Origin of the sequence: Pseudoxanthomonas sp. SE1 (genome assembly GCF_029542205.1) — a bacterium.
In the GTDB taxonomy this organism is placed as follows: Bacteria; Pseudomonadota; Gammaproteobacteria; order Xanthomonadales; family Xanthomonadaceae; genus Pseudoxanthomonas_A.
Genome location: NZ_CP113783.1, coordinates 3803026 through 3819715, shown reverse-complemented (window position 1 = coordinate 3819715; position 16690 = coordinate 3803026). Strand labels below are relative to the sequence as shown.

Annotated in this window: 17 protein-coding genes; all 17 read right to left on the bottom strand. The window is 68.4% G+C overall.

Features of this window, described 5'->3' with window-relative positions; translation table 11 throughout:
- Window positions 1-31: 31 nt before the first annotated feature.
- The gene (locus OY559_RS17975; RefSeq protein ID WP_277727647.1) at window positions 32-589 is read right to left on the bottom strand and encodes a hypothetical protein; all 558 of its coding nucleotides are present in this window, start codon (window positions 587-589) and stop codon (window positions 32-34) included.
- Between the two features lie 30 nt (window positions 590-619).
- Window positions 620-2710 carry a Tle-like phospholipase domain-containing protein gene (locus tag OY559_RS17970; RefSeq protein WP_277727646.1) on the bottom strand — a complete coding sequence of 697 codons (2091 nt, stop codon included), beginning with the start codon at window positions 2708-2710 and terminating at the stop codon, window positions 620-622.
- A 108-nt stretch (window positions 2711-2818) separates the two neighbouring features.
- Entirely contained in the window at window positions 2819-3646 is an 828-nt protein-coding gene (locus OY559_RS17965; RefSeq protein WP_277727645.1) for an ankyrin repeat domain-containing protein, read from the bottom strand.
- Window positions 3643-3777, bottom strand: coding sequence for a hypothetical protein (locus tag OY559_RS17960; protein WP_277727643.1), 135 nt, complete (start codon window positions 3775-3777; stop codon window positions 3643-3645). The genes OY559_RS17965 and OY559_RS17960 overlap by 4 nt, the downstream gene beginning before the upstream one ends.
- 5 nt (window positions 3778-3782) lie before the next feature.
- Window positions 3783-4655, bottom strand: a complete 873-nt coding sequence (locus OY559_RS17955) for an ankyrin repeat domain-containing protein (RefSeq protein WP_277727642.1) — start codon at window positions 4653-4655, stop codon at window positions 3783-3785.
- A gap of 109 nt (window positions 4656-4764) precedes the next feature.
- Window positions 4765-5616 carry an ankyrin repeat domain-containing protein gene (locus OY559_RS17950; protein WP_277727641.1) on the bottom strand — a complete coding sequence of 284 codons (852 nt, stop codon included), beginning with the start codon at window positions 5614-5616 and terminating at the stop codon, window positions 4765-4767.
- Window positions 5617-5818: 202 nt separating this feature from the next.
- Window positions 5819-7528: a thiol reductant ABC exporter subunit CydC gene (gene cydC / locus OY559_RS17945; protein ID WP_277727640.1), complete on the bottom strand. Its 1710-nt coding sequence runs from the start codon at window positions 7526-7528 to the stop codon at window positions 5819-5821.
- Window positions 7525-9213: a thiol reductant ABC exporter subunit CydD gene (gene cydD, locus OY559_RS17940; protein ID WP_277727639.1), complete on the bottom strand. Its 1689-nt coding sequence runs from the start codon at window positions 9211-9213 to the stop codon at window positions 7525-7527. The genes cydC and cydD overlap by 4 nt, the downstream gene beginning before the upstream one ends.
- Window positions 9210-9938, bottom strand: coding sequence for a sulfite exporter TauE/SafE family protein (locus OY559_RS17935; protein ID WP_277727638.1), 729 nt, complete (start codon window positions 9936-9938; stop codon window positions 9210-9212). Before OY559_RS17935 ends, cydD begins: the two co-directional genes overlap by 4 nt.
- Window positions 9928-10122, bottom strand: a complete 195-nt coding sequence (gene ccoS / locus OY559_RS17930) for a cbb3-type cytochrome oxidase assembly protein CcoS (RefSeq protein ID WP_277727637.1) — start codon at window positions 10120-10122, stop codon at window positions 9928-9930. Before ccoS ends, OY559_RS17935 begins: the two co-directional genes overlap by 11 nt.
- Complete coding sequence (locus OY559_RS17925; protein WP_277727636.1) at window positions 10119-12491, bottom strand: heavy metal translocating P-type ATPase; 2373 nt, start codon at window positions 12489-12491, stop codon at window positions 10119-10121. The genes ccoS and OY559_RS17925 overlap by 4 nt, the downstream gene beginning before the upstream one ends.
- A 10-nt stretch (window positions 12492-12501) precedes the next feature.
- Entirely contained in the window at window positions 12502-13023 is a 522-nt protein-coding gene (locus tag OY559_RS17920) for a FixH family protein (RefSeq protein WP_277727635.1), read from the bottom strand.
- Window positions 13020-14615 carry a 4Fe-4S dicluster domain-containing protein gene (locus OY559_RS17915; protein WP_277727634.1) on the bottom strand — a complete coding sequence of 532 codons (1596 nt, stop codon included), beginning with the start codon at window positions 14613-14615 and terminating at the stop codon, window positions 13020-13022. Before OY559_RS17915 ends, OY559_RS17920 begins: the two co-directional genes overlap by 4 nt.
- A gap of 78 nt (window positions 14616-14693) precedes the next feature.
- Complete coding sequence (locus tag OY559_RS17910; RefSeq protein ID WP_277727633.1) at window positions 14694-14990, bottom strand: hypothetical protein; 297 nt, start codon at window positions 14988-14990, stop codon at window positions 14694-14696.
- Window positions 14987-15922 (bottom strand): cytochrome-c oxidase, cbb3-type subunit III, encoded by a 936-nt coding sequence (gene ccoP / locus OY559_RS17905; protein WP_277727632.1) that lies wholly within the window; start codon window positions 15920-15922, stop codon window positions 14987-14989. Before ccoP ends, OY559_RS17910 begins: the two co-directional genes overlap by 4 nt.
- Entirely contained in the window at window positions 15919-16059 is a 141-nt protein-coding gene (locus OY559_RS17900; protein WP_142126089.1) for a cbb3-type cytochrome oxidase subunit 3, read from the bottom strand. Before OY559_RS17900 ends, ccoP begins: the two co-directional genes overlap by 4 nt.
- A gap of 3 nt (window positions 16060-16062) precedes the next feature.
- On the bottom strand, window positions 16063-16683 hold the full coding sequence (gene ccoO, locus OY559_RS17895) for a cytochrome-c oxidase, cbb3-type subunit II (protein WP_277727631.1): 621 nt from the start codon (window positions 16681-16683) through the stop codon (window positions 16063-16065).
- Window positions 16684-16690 lie beyond the last annotated feature (7 nt).

Here is a 16690-nt window from a genome sequence, read left to right as displayed (position 1 = left end):
ATCGCACGTCCAGCGCCTAGGCGCCTGGGGCTCAAGGGCGCGGCCTCGCCTGGCGATACTGGCGCTTCTCGCCCACGTGTTGCCCCTTGGGATCCTCGTTCGAGCAGATGCGGCCGCCGCAGACCACGGCATCGGAGGCATAGAACGCCCGGACGACGGGCGCGGCGTCCTCGTAGCGCTCCAGTTCTTCCTGCACCGCGGCCAGCTCCCGACGGTAGTACCCCAGCACGGCCCAGCACGCCATCAACACCAATCCCAGCAGTACCGTCGCGCCACCCAGCCACATCCACATCAGGCCGCCCGTCTGCTTCAGCTGCCTCGCGGTGGCCGATACGGCGTGGTCGTACTCGATGGCCGCCGGAGACAGCGCATCCTTTGCGTCGCTGGCGATCCTGGCGCCTGCCCCGTCGACGATGGAGGCGACGTCCCGGCGGAACTGGCCGACCTCCTGCCTCAGCGATTGGAGCTGCTGGTCGAGCGACGCTTCCCTGCGCGCTTCACGCTGCGAGACCTCCGACAGCAGCGCCAAGGTCGCCTTGGCGGCATTCTCCAGCGCCGTGCGTGCCGATACCGACTCCCCGTTCTCCATGCATCCTCCCTGAAACACCGTCGTTCGCCATCATCGGCTGATGGCCATCTCCTGCGCCGCGTGGGCCCGCTGCTCGTGGAGGTCCGGCAAGGCCATCGCCGGCGTCTGCCTGTGCAGCGCATCGCTCCCTTGCAAGAGGCGTTGCCCTTCCTCTGATTTCGCAAAGTCGAGCGCGATACGGTCAAGCCGTTCCCCGTCCCCTGCCATCAGCGCGGCATACGCCTGGTTGAGATGCGGGTTGTCGAACGGATCCCGGCGGGTTTGCGGGGCCAGCTTGTGGGTCTCCAGCCACTGCCGGGATTCGCGTTCCATCGCGTCGGTGTCTGCCTTCAGGCTCGGCAGGACCGTGGAGGCCATCAGGTGCCGTTCCGTGGCCTCGACCGCGGCGGCGGACGCGTGCTCGGAGAGTTGCGGTAACGTCCGTGCCAGTTCGGCGAGATCCGGTGCCGCCGCGGGATTCACGATCGGATTCAGGCTGGCATGGGTCGCCACCGTGCCACCCAGCACGGCACCGGTCGCCGGCGCATGATCGGTGATGGCTTTTGCGTGGCGCCCCGCTGAATCCAGCGCGTCATCCACCTGCGCGGTGGCGCCCTCGATCATGTTCCGCTGGGTGCGATCGACAGTGACATGCACCGTTTCCATCAGCTGGCAGACATCCTCGGCCGCCGCCCGGAGGGCGGCCGCGTCGCGGACCGCCTCCTGTCTCGCCGCACGCGCGTTGGCTTCCGCCGCATCGCGGGCCTGCACGTTGTCGGCGATGGTCTGATCCACACGAACGTCAGCGAAGCGCTCCAGCGCGCTGCCGTGCGGCGCCAGATTGGCCACGCCCTGCCAGAACACGCCCTCGGCCGCGGTGGCGGTCGTGGCGATGTCCGCTTTCAGTTCATCGGCCCGGGCTTCCACCGCGCCCGCCGCAAGGCGGGCTTTCGCGGAAGCCTCGGCCAGGGCGTCGCCGGTGGTGCAGGACGCCCACGCGATGCCCTCGCCGGCGGCGGACATGGCCTCGGAGGCGTGCGCGCCGCCCGCGCGCACCGCATTGCCGCTGGCGTCCAGCGTGCGCTGCGCGAGGCCGCCGGCTCCCTGCACGATCTCCCCGGCCTCATGGCCCAGGTGCGCGCCGGCCTGCACGTCGCGGACCGCGCGCAAGGCCGGTCCCGCGAGGGCCAGCACCTGGTCCAGCGGCATTTCCGCCGGCCGCTGCACGATCCGGCCGTCCTGCCAGGAGCGGGCGTCCAGCGTGCGCACCTGGCCGGTCGCCAGCGGCAGTTCGCGCAACATGCGGTCGGCGTCGCCGTCGGCGAGCGTGTCGACAAAGCGGGCCACCGACTCGCGGGCGTGGACGGGCATGTCCGTCGACTGCAACTGCCGCGTGAGCGTCTGCTTCAGTTGCGGCACGTCCTGCACCAGGTCCGCCGTCTCCTTCAGTACCGCGCCCAGTACGCGCCGCTGGGCCACGTCCATGCGCTCGACGTTGTTCTGCAGGCCATCGGTCAGCACCTCGCCACGCACCTGGTACGCGGTGATGCGAGCCTGGGGGTCGTACAGGCGCACATCGGGATTCTCCTGCTGGAAGCGGCGTGCGGTGTCCGGATGCAGGCCGGCGGCATTGAAGGTGGTGCCGCGCTCGCCGCTGACCGCGACCGCTGCCGAGGCGAGACCGCCGCCGAGGGAATGGCCGGCGTAGTCGACGGACACGCCATACTTCTTGAGCATGTTGGCCAGGTCCATCGCACGGTCGTAGTAATCCGTCTTCAAGCCGATGGCCTGCGGGAAATTGTTGGCGCCGAAATCCTCCGGGCCTGTCTCCCGGCGGGAACCATCCGCCTGCAGCACGTCGCCATTCGAACCCTTGAACACGACCGTGGGCTTGTAGCCGGGGCCGAGTACCACGGGGTCGGGCAGGTAGATCTCGGCCCGGAAGCCTGATCGTTCGGGTCGAAGCATTTCCCTGATCTGCTCATTACTCATGCCAACCAACTTGGGCATGTGCTGCCGCAGCAGATCGAGGTTCTCGCTCCCCCGCACCCAGCCCGCCGGAGGCTCGCCCCCGCCGTGGGCGGCCGCGTACACGTCCTCGCTCACCAGACCCATCTGTTCATCGTACTGGCGCGCCTGCAACGCGTCTGCCTGTGCGTGCGCATCGGGCTGGCCGCTTGCCCGCAGGTCGGCGACCAGCTGCCGCTGGGTCAGGATTTCCGCTTCAGTCCGCATGGTGCTGCTCCTGTGTCATAACAACGGGATGTCCTTCTCGTCGGTCGGGAAGCCGAAGGCCTCGCGCATCCGGCGGTAGCTGTCGGGCATGGGGGGGCGTTGGTAGCCGCGCTGGAGCAGCCATTGCTGGCAACGGCGTTGCCAAGCCGGATCATCGGGGTTGCCCGGGTGCCAGAAGATGGATTCGAGGGTGTACTGCTCCGGGCGTGCCCCGTGCTCCAGCAACCAGTGGGTGTGCATGAAGCCGCCCAGCCCGGCATACATCTCCACAAGTGTCATGCCTTGACTCTTGGCGTTCACATCCGCCCCGCGCTCTACCAGCAGCTTCACGTTCTCCCACTGGTTGCCCATCAATCGAGCCTGCTTTAGCAGCGTTTCGTTGTTGACATTGCGGGTATCCGGATCGCCGCCATGATCCAACAGCAATTGGAGATAGATCGGATCATCGGCCTTGGCGGCCCAGACCATCGCGTTGTCGTTGTTCCTCGGCGTTCTGTCGGGCGGCAATGGATAGGGTTTCGCCACGTTCGGATTCGCGCCGTTCTCCAGCATCGCCTTCAGCCCGGCCGGGTTGCCGGTGAGGATCGGCCAGGCCAGCAGCGGCAGGCCCTCGGGGCTGAAGATGGTGTCCGGGTCGACGCCTTCCTCCTTCATCAGCCGACGGACTTCGCGGGCATCGCCCCGCTCGGCCGCTACCGCAAGAGCCTGCGCCTTGGGATCGCCGGGGAACGACTGCTCCAGGTCCAGGAACGAGTTAGAGGTCGGCGGCGGGGACTGCAGGCAGGCGGTCAGCAGCAGTGCCGCGCAGAGTCCGAGTGCGCGTTGGAGGACATCCGTTCTCATTGCATCATCCTTCGGTATCTGGCCTTCCCTGCGGTCATCATCGCGTCGGCGTTGCGCGCCATGCTGTCGCGTTTCGCATGCCGGCGGTCGACGGCCTCATCACGGCAAGCATCCCAGTTCTTGTCGTCCATGCGTGTCATAGCAACGGGATGTCCTTCTCGTCCGTCGGGAATCCGAAGGCCTCCCGCATCCGGCGGTAGTGTTCGGGCATCGGGACGCGATGATGACCCTGCTTCAGCAGCCATTGTTGGCAGCGGCGTTGCCACTGGGGATTTTTGGGATCGCCCGGATGCCAAAACACATGGTCCAGCGTGAAGCGGTCGGGCTTGGCGCCATGTTCCAGCAGCCAATGCGTCTGCATGAAGCCACCCAGCGATGCGTATTCATTGACGAAGGCGCGTTGTTGGCTTCTCGCGTTCACATCCGCCCCGCGCTCGACCAGCAGCTTCACGTTCTCCCACTGGTTGCTCATCAGGCGGGCTTGCACCAGGAGCGTCTCGTCGTTGCTGTTACGCGTATCAGGGTCACCGCCATGATCCAGCAGCAGTCGGAGATAGATCGGGTCATCGGCCCTAGCGGCCCAGACCATGGCATTGTTCTTGTAGTAGGTGCCGACGCTCCCATCCTTGTAGCGCACGATCGTGGGCGTCTGGACACGTGCATTGGGATCGGCCCCGTTCTCCAGCATCGCCTTCAGTCCGGCCGGGTTGCCGGTGAGGATCGGCCAGGCCAGCAGCGGCAGGCCCTCGGGGCTGAAGATGGTGTCCGGGTCGACGCCTTCCTCCTTCATCAGCCGACGGACTTCGCGGGCATCGCCCCGCTCGGCCGCTACTGCAAGAGCCTGCGCCTTGGGATTGCCGGGGAACGACTGCTCCAGGTCCAGGAACGACTGCGAGGTCGGCGGCGGAGCCTGCAAGCAAGCGGTCAGGAGCAGTGCCGCGCAGAGTCCGAATGCGTGTTGGAAGAAATCCGTTCTCATCGCATCATCCTTCGGCATCTGGCCATCCATGCGGTCATCGCCGCGTCGGCCATCCACGTCGTGCCGTCGTCGTTCGCAGGCCGGTGATCAACAGCCGCATTGAGGCATTCATTCCAATCCGCATGATGCCGCTCCTGTGTCATAACAACGGGATGTCCTTCTCGTCGGTCGGGAAGCCGAAGGCCTCGCGCATTCGGCGGTAGCTGTCGGGCATGGGGGGACGTTGGTAGCCGCGCTGGAGCAGCCATTGCTGGCAGCGGCGTTGCCACTCCGGGTCTTCAAGCTTGGTAGGACGCCAGAAAATCGCTTCGATGGTGTGTTTGTCCGGGATCGCCCCATGCTCCAGCAGCCAGTGCGCCTGCATGAACCCACCCAAGCCGGCATACTCGGTTACGAAAGCTATCCCTTGGCTCCTCGCGTTCACATCCGCCCCGCGCTCGACCAGCAGCTTCACGTTCTCCCATTGGTTGCCCATCAGTCGGGCTTGCAGGAGAAGCGTTTCGCCATTGCTGTTGCGGGTATCCGGATCTCCGCCACGATCCAGCAGCAGCCGGAGGTAGATCGGATCATCGGCCCTGGCGGCCCAGACCATGGCGTTGTTTCGTGTGCGGCCCTTGAATCGTGTCGTGTGCTGCAGGGGGTGCAGCTGGGCGGCATTGGGATCGGCGCCGTTCTCCAGCATCGCCTTCAGTCCGGCCGGGTTGTTGGTGAGGATCGGCCAGGCCAGCAGCGGCAGGCCCTCGGGGCTGAAGAGCGTGTCCGGGTCAATGCCTTCATCCTTCATCAGTCGACGGATTTCGCGGGCATCGCCGCGCTCGGCCGCTACCGCAAGAGCCTGCGACTTGGGATCGCCGGGGAACGACTGCTCCAGGTCCATGAACGACTGCGAGGTTGGCGGCGGGGACTGCAGGCAGGCGGTCAGCAGCAGTGCCGCGCAGAGTCCGAGTACGCGTTGGAAGAAATCCGTTCTCACTTCATCACCGTTCGGCATCTTGCCTTCCGTGTCGCATCACCGGAGTGGGGTTCCGGTACATGCTGTCCCGCGACAGTCGTCATCTCCCTGGCTGCATCGCAGCCAGCATTCCATGGACCAGCCCTGCCTCCGAAGCAAGACGCCGTACACGAAACGACATTGCCGGGAAGCTAGTCCGTTTCGAGCGATCGTACAACTCACATTCTCACTGCCTTCCGTGTCAGATACCGCCGGATTCTGCTCGCGAATCCCGTTCCTTGGCCAAGGTTCCGTCGCGCAGCCGGTAACGCGTATCCACCACGCCCTCGGGCAACGTCGCATGGCTGATGATCAGCACGCTGCGTCCTTCGCTGGCGGTCGCGATGTCGCGCATCAGGGCATCGGCGGTGTCCTGGTCCAGGCCTTCGGTGGGCTCGTCCAGCAGCAGCAACGGCGCATCGCGCAGCAGGGCGCGTGCCAGTGCAAGCCGGCGCGCCTGGCCCGCTGACAACGTCGCGCCGTTCTCGCCTACCCAGGTATCCAGACCGTCGCCGGCATCGCGGAACCGGGCGTCCAGCTTCACCTGCGCCAGTGCCTGCCACAGGCGCGCGTCGTCCGCATCGGGATCGCCGAGGTGCAGGTTTTCGCGCACGCTGCCCGAGAAGACCGGCGCATCCTGCGGCAGCCAGGCGATGCGGGTGTGCCAGAGCGCAGGGTCCAGTGTGCGCAGATCGTCGCCAGCGAAGCTCACCCGTCCTTGCTGCGGCGTACGCAATCCGAGGACGAGCGCCAGCAGCGACGACTTGCCTTCGCCGCTGTCGCCCGCCACCAGCACGCGCTCGCCGGGTGCGACATGCAGGCTGGCGCCATCGAGTACGCGCCGCGTCGTGCCAGCCCATGCGAACGCGACGTCCTGCAGTTCCAGCGCGCCCCGTCCTGCCGGCGACCGTGTAACGGTGGCGTCGCATTCCGCGGCAGGAGGATCGACCACCTCCTGCAACCGTTGCGCGGCGACGATCGCCGCGCGCCAGGCCTGCCATGCCGGTCCGATGGCGGCACAGGCTTCGAGCACGGCGACGGTCATGAAGAACAGGCCGCCCGCCGCTGCGGCGCCGATGCGCTCCACGTGCACGGCCTCCAGCAGCACCCACAGCATCGCAGGCAGCGTGAGCGCCGTGACCAGCGCATGGGCGAGCGTGGCCAGCGCGAGTCGCTGCTTGCGTCGGTCCTCCCAGCGCGCAACATCGCGGCTGCGTGCGTCCAGCGCAGCAAGCCACGCTGCCGTCGCATCCATCGCGGTCAGGTCCTGCTGGCCTTCGATCCCTTCCTGCACGGTGGCGCGCAGGTGCATGCGGGCTTCTGCGCGCTCGCTTTCGAGCGCGGCGACGCTGCGCGCCGCCAGCCACGGCACCAGCGCCGCGAGCAATGCCAGCGCAACCAGCAGCACGGTGCCGGCCAGGGGCAGCACGACCAGGGCCACCGAGGTCGCGAGCACGCACAGCGACAGCACCGCGAGCAGTGGACCGATGGCGCGTACCAGAAGACCGTCGATGGCATCGATGTCCGCCATCAGACGCGCCATCAGTTCGCCGACGCGGAACCTGCCAAGCCCCAATGGCGCCAGCGGCAATGCGCGCCGGAAAAACCACACCCGCAGGTCGCGTGCCAGCCGCAGCGTCGCGTCGTGGCCGAGCAGCTTCTCTGCGTAGCGCGACAGGATGCGCACGAAGGTCAGCGCGCGGATGCCGGCCGACGGACCGAAGAAGTTGAAACCGAGCGCGGTACTGCCCGCCAGCGCCGCAGCAGTGAGGAAGTGTCCGGACAGGCCCAGTAGTGCGGTGCCCGCGAGGAGCGTCAGCAACAGCAGCGCCACGGCGAGCACGATCCGTTTGCGATGGCGCAGCGCCACGTCGCGCAGGCGCATCGGGGGCGTGTCGTGGCGAGTGCTCATCCGGCGACTCCGGCGGTTGCGTGCAACCTTCCGCCATGCACGCGCCAGGTCTGCGCCATCGCCGCCTGCGCAGCGGCGCTGTGCGTGGCCATCACCAGCCCGCGGCCGCGCGCGAAGTGCAGGATCGCCCGCAGCACGGCGGCTTCCGTGTCGGGATCGAGGAAGGCCGTTGGCTCGTCGAGCAGCAGCAGGTCGGGGTCGCGCAGGAACACGCGCGCCAGCGCGATGCGTCGCGCTTCGCCGCCGGACAGGCCGAAGCCGCGTTCGCCGATCACCGTATCCAGTCCGTCAGGCAGGCGGTCTGCGAAACGCAGCACCTGTGCCGCGTCGGCCGCTCGCCGCAGTTCGTCGTCGCCTGCATCCGGCTTCGCCAGGCGCAGGTTGTCGAGCAGGCTGCCGGCGAACAGGAACGGACGCTGCGGCGCATAGCCGATGCGCAGGCCGGGCGCGCGTTCCATCGCGCCGGTCGTGGCCGGGATCCAGCCGGCCAGGGCTTCAAGCAACGTACTCTTGCCGTCGCCGCTGGCACCGACGAGGGCGATGCGCTGGTCGCGATACAGGTCCACATCGACACCCCGCAACACGTCGCGCGCGCTGCCCGCATGACGCAACGTGATGCCGCGCATGCTGACAAGCGCGGCTGCTGGCGGAGCGGTCGGAGGAAGGACGGGCGTGGCGGCGCGCGCATCGTCCAGCACCTGCGCGAGCTCGTCCATCGCCGCCAGCGCCGCGGCGCGGTCGTGGTAGTGCGTGGCCAGCCGTCGCAGCGGCGCATAGAACTCCGGCGCCAGCAGCAGGCAGAACACGCCCGCGCCCAGCGTCAACGGCTGCGCGCGCAGATCGATCATGCCGAGGTAACTCAGGCCGAGGTACAGCGCGATCATCGCCACGCTCAGCGAGGCGAAGAACTCCAGTACCGCCGACGACAGGAACGCGATGCGCAGCACGCGCAGGCTGCGCACGCGAAGTTCTTCGGCGGAGGAACGGATGCCTTCCAGTTCAGCCTCGCCACGACCATACAGGCGGATCAGGCCCAGTCCGCGCAGGCGGTCGGCGAAGTGTCCGCCCATGCGTGCGAGCGCCTGCAACTGCCGATGGCTGGCGGCCTGCGCACTCAAGCCGACCAGCATCATGAACACCGGCACCAAGGGCATCGTCAGCAACAGGATCAGGCCGACCGTGCGGTCCACGAAGAACGCCGCCAGCAGGATCGCCAGCGGTACGCCCACCACTTCGACACGCAAGGGTACGAAGCCGCCGTAATACCCTTCGAGCGCATCCACGTGCGCGCCCATGCGCTCGGCCAGCGCGCCGCTCTGCTGGCTGCGCACCCAAGCGGGACCGCGCGCCACCAGGGCGCGCGCGATGCTGCCGCGCAGGTCAACGCGGATGCGCTCGACCGCATGGTCGGCGCATCGCCGGCTTGCCCATCCCAGTCCGGCGCGCAGCAGCAACAGGATCAGCAGGCCGCCGAGCAGTGGCAGCAGGACGATGGGGGGATCGTGGGCGACGAACGCGCGCTGCATGCACAACGCGATGAGCGCGGCCTGTGGCACGAGCAGCCAGCCAGCGAGCAGGGCGAGGGCGCTGGCGGCCCGCAGGGGACCGCGCGCCACGCGCCCCAGCGTCTGCAGGCGCAGCCTCGCGTTCGCGCCGTCGGAAGCGGCCCTCGCATTCGCACTCATGCGGGCAGTGGCTGGCAGCCCAGTGCCGCAAGCACCCCGTGCAGCGCCGGATGCTGCATCAGCCAGGGCGAGGCGATGGTCAGCAGGCCGGCCGCAAGCACGAAGGCCGCGGCCACGCGCCGTACCGCCGGTTGTTGCCAGCGCAGCCCCAGGCGTGCGCCGGACCAGGTCAGGGTGACCATCATCGGCAGCGTGCCGAGCCCGAACGCGGCCATCGTCAAGGCGGCGTCGCGCGCATTCGCCTGCAGCCATGCGACGGTGAGCAGGCTGAGGCTGAGCCCGCAAGGCAACCATCCCCATAGCGCGCCGGCCACCAGGCGACGCGGCAACGTGTCCGCCGGCAGCACGCGGGCATGCAGTGGGCGCAGCGCCTGCCATACCTTCGCGCCGGGTCGCGCGAGGAAATCCAGCCGGCCACGCTGGTCGAGCAGGCGCAGCGCCAGCACCACCAGCGCCAGCCCCACGCCGACGCGCATCGCAAGGACGGCGATCTCATGCCGTGCCAGCGACAACAGGCCGCCGCCGAAGGCACCGACGATCGCGCCCGCCAGCGCGTAACCGGCGACGCGGCCGAGGTTGAGCTGCAGGGCACCGCTCCAGCCTGGTTGCCGGGACGCCATCGCGGAGAAGCCGGTGGCGATGCCGCCGCACATCACCGCGCAGTGCGTGCTGCCCACCAGGCCGGCCAGCAGCGCGGCGAGCAGGACCGGAACGTCAGGCGCCATCGTCGCCTTCGCGGATGGGGGGCGTGGCCGGCGCGCGCGGTTTCGGCGGTGCGTCGTCGAGGATGTCCAGCGCCGGCGTGTCGAGGTCGTCGAACTGGCCCTTGCGCACCGCCCACGCGAACGCGGCGATGGCCAGGCCCAGCAGGACCAGGCTGATCGGCAACAGCATCAGCAGGATGTTCATGCCGCCATCTCCGTGGAGGTGCGCGCCAGTCGCAGCGCATTGAGGGTGACCACCAGCGAGGATACCGCCATGCCCAGCGCGGCGATCCATGGCGTGACCATCCCGGCCGCCGCCAACGGCACGGCGAGCAGGTTGTAGCCGGCCGACCAGGCCAGGTTCTGCTTCACCAGCCGGCGCGACAGGCGCGCGATGCGCACGGCGTCGGCGATGCGCAGCAGCGACGGGCCGGTGGCGACGAGGTCCGCGGCCTGCTGCGCGAGCGGCGCGCCTTCGCCCATCGCGATCGAGACATCCGCGCCGGCCAGCACCGGCGCATCGTTCAGTCCATCGCCGACCATCGCCACGATGCGGCCTTCCGATTGCAGCTGCCGCACGCGTGCCAGCTTGTCTTCCGGCGACTGGCGGGCGAGGGGCGACACGATGCCGAGCACGTGCGCCAGGCGCTGCACGGCGCCCTCGCTGTCGCCGCTGGCCAGATGGACGTCCAGGCCCTGTGCGCGCAACGCCCGGATGGTGGCCGCAGCATCCTCGCGCGGTCGCTCGTTCAAGGTGAAACGGGCGACACCATGCGCGACATCGCCAAGCCACAGGCCACCATCGTCTGCCCGGTGCGCGGCCCAGTCCGCGCGCCCGAAGCGCCAATGGCGACCGTCTACATCGCCTTCCACGCCCTGGCCTGGACGCGCGACCACCGCCTGCGCCCATGCGCGTGCATCGATATCCGCGAACGCGGTCGCGATCGGATGGCCGCTGTCCTTTTCCAGCGCGGCCACGATGCGGGTGGCCGCATCCGCGTCCAGTTCACCGAACACCTCCACGGCCACGCGCGCGGGGCGGCCGTCGCTGAGCGTGCCGGTCTTGTCGAACACCACGTCCGTGGCGCGCGCCAGCGTGTCCAGCGCCTCGGGCCGCGTGGCGAGAACACCGCTGCGCGCCAGCGCACCGTGTGCGGCGGCGAGCACTGCCGGCACCGACAGCGACAGTGCGCAGGGGCAACTGATGACGAGCAGGGCGAGCGTCACTTCGAACGCGCGTTCGGGCTGGTACATCCGCCAGCCGATGTAGACGCACACCGCCAGCACCAGCAGCGAGACCACGAAATGGCGGCCCACGCGATCCGCCAGTTGTGCCATCGGCGGGCGATGCCCCTGCGCGCGGTCGACCAGTTCCGCCAACTGCGACAGCCGCGTCGCGGTGCCGGTGGCGGTCACACGCAGCCGTGCCGGGCGCTCGCGGCAGGTGGTGCCGGCATACACGGTTTCGCCTGCGTGCCGGCGCACCGGTCGCGATTCCCCGGTCAGCAGCGCTTCCTCGAAATCGGCGGCATGATCGAGCAATACGCCATCGGCGGGCACGCCTTCGCCAGCGGACACGCAGACCACATCGGTCACCCGCAGCGCCGACGGCGGTACCGATTCGCGCGTACCGTCGGCGCGCTCGCGGATCGCGAACACCGGCTGCGCGCGCGCCAGGGCATCCACCTGTGCGGTGGCGACGTTGCGCGCGCGCTGTTCCAGCATGCGCGCGGCCAGCAGCAGGAACACGAACATCACCGCCGCGTCGTACCAGACATGCGTGCCTCCGCGGATCGTCTCGGCCAGGCTGGCGAAGTAGGCGAGCAGGGTGGAGCTGGCGATCAGCGTGTCCATGCCCACGTGGCGCGCCCGCAGTTCGCGCGCCATGCCGGCCAGGAACGGCCAGCCGCTGTAGAACACCACCGGCGTGCTGACGAGGAATGTCAGCCAGCGGAACAGGTCGCGCGTCGGCAGCGGCATGGTCGCGTTGACGTCGAGGTACAACGCCTCGGCCAGCATCATCGCCTGCAGCGAACCGAGGCCGGCCACGCCGAGCCGCAGCAGCCAGCGGCGGCGTTCGGACAGGCGCGCCTGTTCGCGGGCATCGCCGGTGGCGAGATACGGACGGTAGCCGAGCATCGCCACGCGTTGCAGCAGCGCGGAAAGCTTCGTGCGTGCTGGATCCCACGCGATGCGGATGCGGCCGGTGACCGCATTGGCGGTGGTGTCGAGCACGCCGGCTTCGCGTGCGAGGGCGCGATCGATCAGCCAGGCGCAGGCCGCGCAGCGCATGCCGTCGGTGAGCAGCACGATCTCGCGCCCGCCTTCGACGGCGCGACTGTGCTCGTCCAGCAGTTCGCTGCGGTCCCAGCTTTCCAGGTCCAGCCGGTCGGCCTGCACGCGGTTGGCGTTCGCGCTGCGCAGGCGGTAGTAACTGCCAAGGTCGGCATCCTGGATCCACGCCGCCGCCGCGGCACAGCCTTCGCAGCAGAACCTGTGGTCGCCCGCGGTGACCGGATGCCCGCCGGCGACCGGCTCGCCGCAGTGATGGCAGGGCACCACGGGGATGTCCATGCAGGGGTGCTCAGCCGGTCCCGCGCGAGGCCGCCAGCCGCACGGCCTGGGTGTCTTTCTGCAGGCGTCCACGGATACGCCATGCGCCGTCCTGCGGCGCGAGCTGTATGTTCCAGTCGTGGGTGGTTTCGATTTCGGCGGGTGCGGTCCAGCTGGCGGTGTCGCGTGCCAGGGTCAGGACGACGTCCTTCGCGGCTTCCGTCGGATGGGCGAGCGTCAGCACCAGCGGGGACGTACCCGCGAAATCGCCGGTGACGGCGATCATCTCGACGTGATCCGTGCGGATCTGCACGATCGCGCTGAGCTTGCGTTTCGCGGCATTGTCGTCGGGCCCCAGGTCGGTGGTCTGGATCTGCGACACGCGCTGCACCTTGTCGGTGACGGAATCCGCTCCACCCGCGCGCACGGCGGTCACCACCAGCCAGATGCCGGCGACGACCGAGGCCAATGGAAGGCCCCACACCAGCCACACCATCGGCTCTTTCCAGAACGGGCGATGGGCGCCGGCGGGCGAATCGGGTTTCGTGGTCATTGGATCGGTCCGAAGTAGCTGCTGTCCACGGTCTTCTCGGTGCCGGTATCGACGTCGCGGACGGTGAACGTCACGGCATGGCGGCCGCGCAGGGTGGCGGGCGCCGTGGCGGTGACGGCCAGCGACAGGACTTCCTCGGGTTCGGCACGCACCGTCAGGTCGCCGTCGCGCAGGCGGATGCCAGCCGAGCCGGACGCCAGCGTCACGAGGTAGCGATGCGATTGCTGGTCCTTGTTGACCAGCTTGAGGGTGTAGTCGTTCTCGACCTGCGCGCCGGCCACGTCGCGGTACAGCGCATTGCGGTCGCGCAGCACTTCCGCGATCAGCACGTCGCGGTTGAACACGCCCCAGCCCCACGCCGCCACCAGCGCCAGCAGGATGGTGCCGTAGACGAAGATGCGCGGCCGCAGCACGTTCGACGGCTTGCCGTCGATGGCGTTCTGGGTGGTGTAGCGGATCAGACCCTTCGGGTAGCCCATCTTGTCCATCACGTCGTCGCAGGCGTCGATGCACGCGCCACAGGCGATGCACTCGTACTGCAGGCCGTTGCGGATGTCGATGCCGGTCGGGCAGACCTGCACGCAGATCGTGCAGTCGATGCAGTCGCCCAACTGGTCCGGGACGAATTTCGGCAGCGGTTCGATCACCGCGCCGGCGCCGGCGAAGGTGATGGTGCCGTGCGCGCCGAGGCGCTGGTCGGCGGCGCTGGGATGCGCGTTGGCACGCACCACGTAGTCGTAGGCGGTGATCTGGTCCAGCAGGCCGCGCGCACGTTCCAGCACGCTGCCCAGGCCGCGCTTGCGCGGGCCACGCGGTTCGCCGCGCATCGGGTCGTAGGCGATGATCAGCGTGTTGCGGTCGAACATCGCGCTCTGGAAGCGCGCGTACGGGCACATGTACTTGCAGACCTGTTCGCGCAAAAAACCGGCGAAGCCCCACGTGGCCAGCGCATAGAAGAACACCCAGAACGTCTCCCAGCCGCCCCATGCGAACGGCCACAGGCGCGCGCCGAGATCAAGGATGGGCGTGAAGAAACCGACGAAGGTGAAGCCCGTCCACAGCGCGAACAGCGCCCACAGCACGTGCTTGCCGCCCTTGCGCATCAGCTTGTTGGCGCTCCATGGCGCGGCATCCAGCTTGATGCGCGCGCTGCGGTCGCCTTCGGTCCAGCGCTCCATCCACAGGAACACTTCCGTCCACACTGTCTGCGGACACGCATAGCCGCACCACAGGCGGCCCGCCAGCGCGGTGAAGAAGAACAGCGACAGGGCCGCGATGATCAGCAGCACCGCCAGCAGCAGGAAATCCTGTGGCCAGAACACCAGGCCGAACACGTAGAACTTGCGCGCGGGCAGGTCGAACAGCACCGCCTGGCGGTCGTCCCACTTCAGCCACGGGAACACGTAGTACATGCCCAGCAACCACCACACCGCGGCCACGCGCAGGCGGTTGAGCGTGCCCGCCACGTCGCGCGGATAGACCTTGCGTTCGCTGACGTAGAACGAGTTGCCCTGCGCATCCACCACGTCCAGCGGAATGCGCCGCTTGGCGGTGTCGGGTGCGGGGGAGGGAGGTGGTGCTGGCGTGGACATGGGCGGCTCTGTCTTGGCTGGCGTCATGCTCGCGCCGCATCGGTGCGCGAGGGAGCGACGGTTTGTCGCAGGCCGCGCTCAGTCCGGCGGCAGCGCGCGGTTGAAGCGGCTGGCCGGGCGCAGCAGGATCCAGGTGAACAGGCTGCTGGCCGATGTCGCCAGCCAGAACATGAAGAAACCCAGCGTGTAGCCGAGTTCGCGGCTGATCGCCAGGTCGGGGAAGGTCATGTCGCGCAGCGTCAGCGGGTCGACGAAGGCGAAGAACACCATCGTGGCCACGCCTGCCGCGAAGAAACTCGGCCAGAGCACCGCCCCGACGCGCTGCGCGAGCGGCCGGGGCGGATGGTCGAAGCGGGGCTCGGTGAAATCGGTCATTTCGCGCCGGCAGTCGCCTGGTCCTGTTTGTGCGAGAGCGACCAGACATAGGACGCCACCAGGCGCGCACGCGTGTCGCCCAGCAGTTCGCGGTGGGCGGGCATTACGCCGTGACGGCCCTTGTTGATCGTCGTGCGCATGCTGTCCTTGCTGTTGCCGTACAGCCAGTAGTCGTCGGTCAGGTCGGGGGCGCCCAGTTCCTGGTTGCCCTTGCCGTCCACGCCGTGGCAGGCGACGCAAAGGCCATCGTACAGCGGCTTGCCCTGGGCGGCCATGAAGTTGTTGCTCATGCCTTCCCGCGGATCGTTCAGCACGTTGACGTAGGCGATGACGTAGTCGACGGCGTTGTCGCCGCCCATGTTGGTCAGTGCCGTGCCCCATTCGGGCATCACGCCCTCGCGGCCGTCCAGCACCGTCTGCAGCACGAGGTCGGGCGTGCCACCCCAGTGCCAGATGCCATCTGTCAGGTTGGGATAGCCGATCGCGCCCTGGCCGGTGGAGCCATGGCAGGTGGCGCAGGTGTTGTTGAAGATCGAACGGCCCAGTGCCAGCGCCTTCGGGTCCTTGGCCAACTGGTCGATGGGCTGGTTGGCGAACGGGGCGAACGTCGCTTCCAGCTTCTTGTCCTGCACGGCCTTGACCTGGTCGTGTTCGCCGGCGGACGACCACTTGGCATAGCCCGGAATGATGCCCAGGCCGCCGTACCACGCGATGTAGCCGATGCTGAAGAAAATGGTGATGTAGAACAGGTTGATCCACCACTTCGGCAGCGGCTTGTTGTACTCGGTCAGGTCGCCGTCCCACACGTGCGAGGTGTCTTCCGGCGCGGGGTCGCCGGGCCGGCGGCGGCCGGTCCACCACAGCAGCCACACGCAGCCCAGGATGTTCAGTACGACCAGCGCGACGATGAATCCGATCCAGCCTGCGCTCATGGGTTGTTCTCCCCTTCCTCACCCAGCGGCATGCGTGCCGCATCCTCGAAATCCGCCTTGCGGCGCGGGCTCCAGGCCCACACCCAGCCGGCGATGAACAGCACGATCAGTGCCCCGGTCACGATCCCCGATACCATGGCTCAGCCTCCCCTCGGCGCGGCCTTGCCCAGCCCTTGCAGGTAGGCGACCACGGCGTCCAGTTCCGTCCTGCCCTCCACGTCGGAGGCAGCGTTGTCGATCTCTTCGTTTGTGTACGGGTCGCCGATGCGCTGCAGCGTCTTCATGCGCTGGGCGACTTCGGCGCCGTCGACCTTGGCCGATTCCAGCCAGGGGAAGGACGGCATGTTCGATTCCGGCACCACGTCGCGCGGGTTGATCAGGTGCACGCGGTGCCAGTCGTCGGAGTAGCGCCCGCCCACGCGGGCCAGGTCGGGCCCGGTGCGCTTGCTGCCCCACTGGAACGGGCGGTCGTAGACCGATTCGCCGGCCAGCGAGTAGTGGCCGTAGCGCTCCGATTCGAAGCGCAGCGTGCGCACCATCTGCGAGTGGCAGTTGTAGCAGCCCTCGCGGATGTAGATGTCGCGGCCGGCCAGTTGCAGGGCCGGGTAGGGCTTCACGCCTTCCAGCGGCTTGATGGCCTCGGCCTGGAACATCAGCGGGACGATCTCGGCCAGGCCGCCGAACGACACCGCCACCGCGATCAGCACCGCCATCAGGCCGACGTTCTTCTCGACTTTCTCGTGTGAATTTCCGTTGCTCATGTCAGGT

Excerpts from the sequence above, each read along its gene's own strand:
- OY559_RS17920 (WP_277727635.1), bottom strand. The coding sequence starts at position 13,023 with ATGACCACGAAACCCGATTCGCCCGCCGGCGCCCATCGCCCGTTCTGG.
- ccoS (WP_277727637.1), bottom strand. The coding sequence starts at position 10,122 with ATGAACATCCTGCTGATGCTGTTGCCGATCAGCCTGGTCCTGCTGGGC.
- cydC (WP_277727640.1), bottom strand. The coding sequence starts at position 7,528 with ATGAGCACTCGCCACGACACGCCCCCGATGCGCCTGCGCGACGTGGCG.
- OY559_RS17955 (WP_277727642.1), bottom strand. The coding sequence starts at position 4,655 with ATGGATGGCCAGATGCCGAAGGATGATGCGATGAGAACGGATTTCTTC.
- OY559_RS17915 (WP_277727634.1), bottom strand. The coding sequence starts at position 14,615 with ATGTCCACGCCAGCACCACCTCCCTCCCCCGCACCCGACACCGCCAAG.
- OY559_RS17965 (WP_277727645.1), bottom strand. The coding sequence starts at position 3,646 with ATGAGAACGGATGTCCTCCAACGCGCACTCGGACTCTGCGCGGCACTG.
- OY559_RS17960 (WP_277727643.1), bottom strand. The coding sequence starts at position 3,777 with ATGGACGACAAGAACTGGGATGCTTGCCGTGATGAGGCCGTCGACCGC.
- OY559_RS17910 (WP_277727633.1), bottom strand. The coding sequence starts at position 14,990 with ATGACCGATTTCACCGAGCCCCGCTTCGACCATCCGCCCCGGCCGCTC.
- OY559_RS17950 (WP_277727641.1), bottom strand. The coding sequence starts at position 5,616 with ATGCCGAACGGTGATGAAGTGAGAACGGATTTCTTCCAACGCGTACTC.
- ccoP (WP_277727632.1), bottom strand. The coding sequence starts at position 15,922 with ATGAGCGCAGGCTGGATCGGATTCATCGTCGCGCTGGTCGTACTGAAC.
- OY559_RS17935 (WP_277727638.1), bottom strand. The coding sequence starts at position 9,938 with ATGGCGCCTGACGTTCCGGTCCTGCTCGCCGCGCTGCTGGCCGGCCTG.
- OY559_RS17925 (WP_277727636.1), bottom strand. The coding sequence starts at position 12,491 with ATGGACATCCCCGTGGTGCCCTGCCATCACTGCGGCGAGCCGGTCGCC.
- ccoO (WP_277727631.1), bottom strand. The coding sequence starts at position 16,683 with ATGAGCAACGGAAATTCACACGAGAAAGTCGAGAAGAACGTCGGCCTG.
- OY559_RS17900 (WP_142126089.1), bottom strand. The coding sequence starts at position 16,059 with ATGGTATCGGGGATCGTGACCGGGGCACTGATCGTGCTGTTCATCGCC.
- cydD (WP_277727639.1), bottom strand. The coding sequence starts at position 9,213 with ATGAGTGCGAATGCGAGGGCCGCTTCCGACGGCGCGAACGCGAGGCTG.
- OY559_RS17975 (WP_277727647.1), bottom strand. The coding sequence starts at position 589 with ATGGAGAACGGGGAGTCGGTATCGGCACGCACGGCGCTGGAGAATGCC.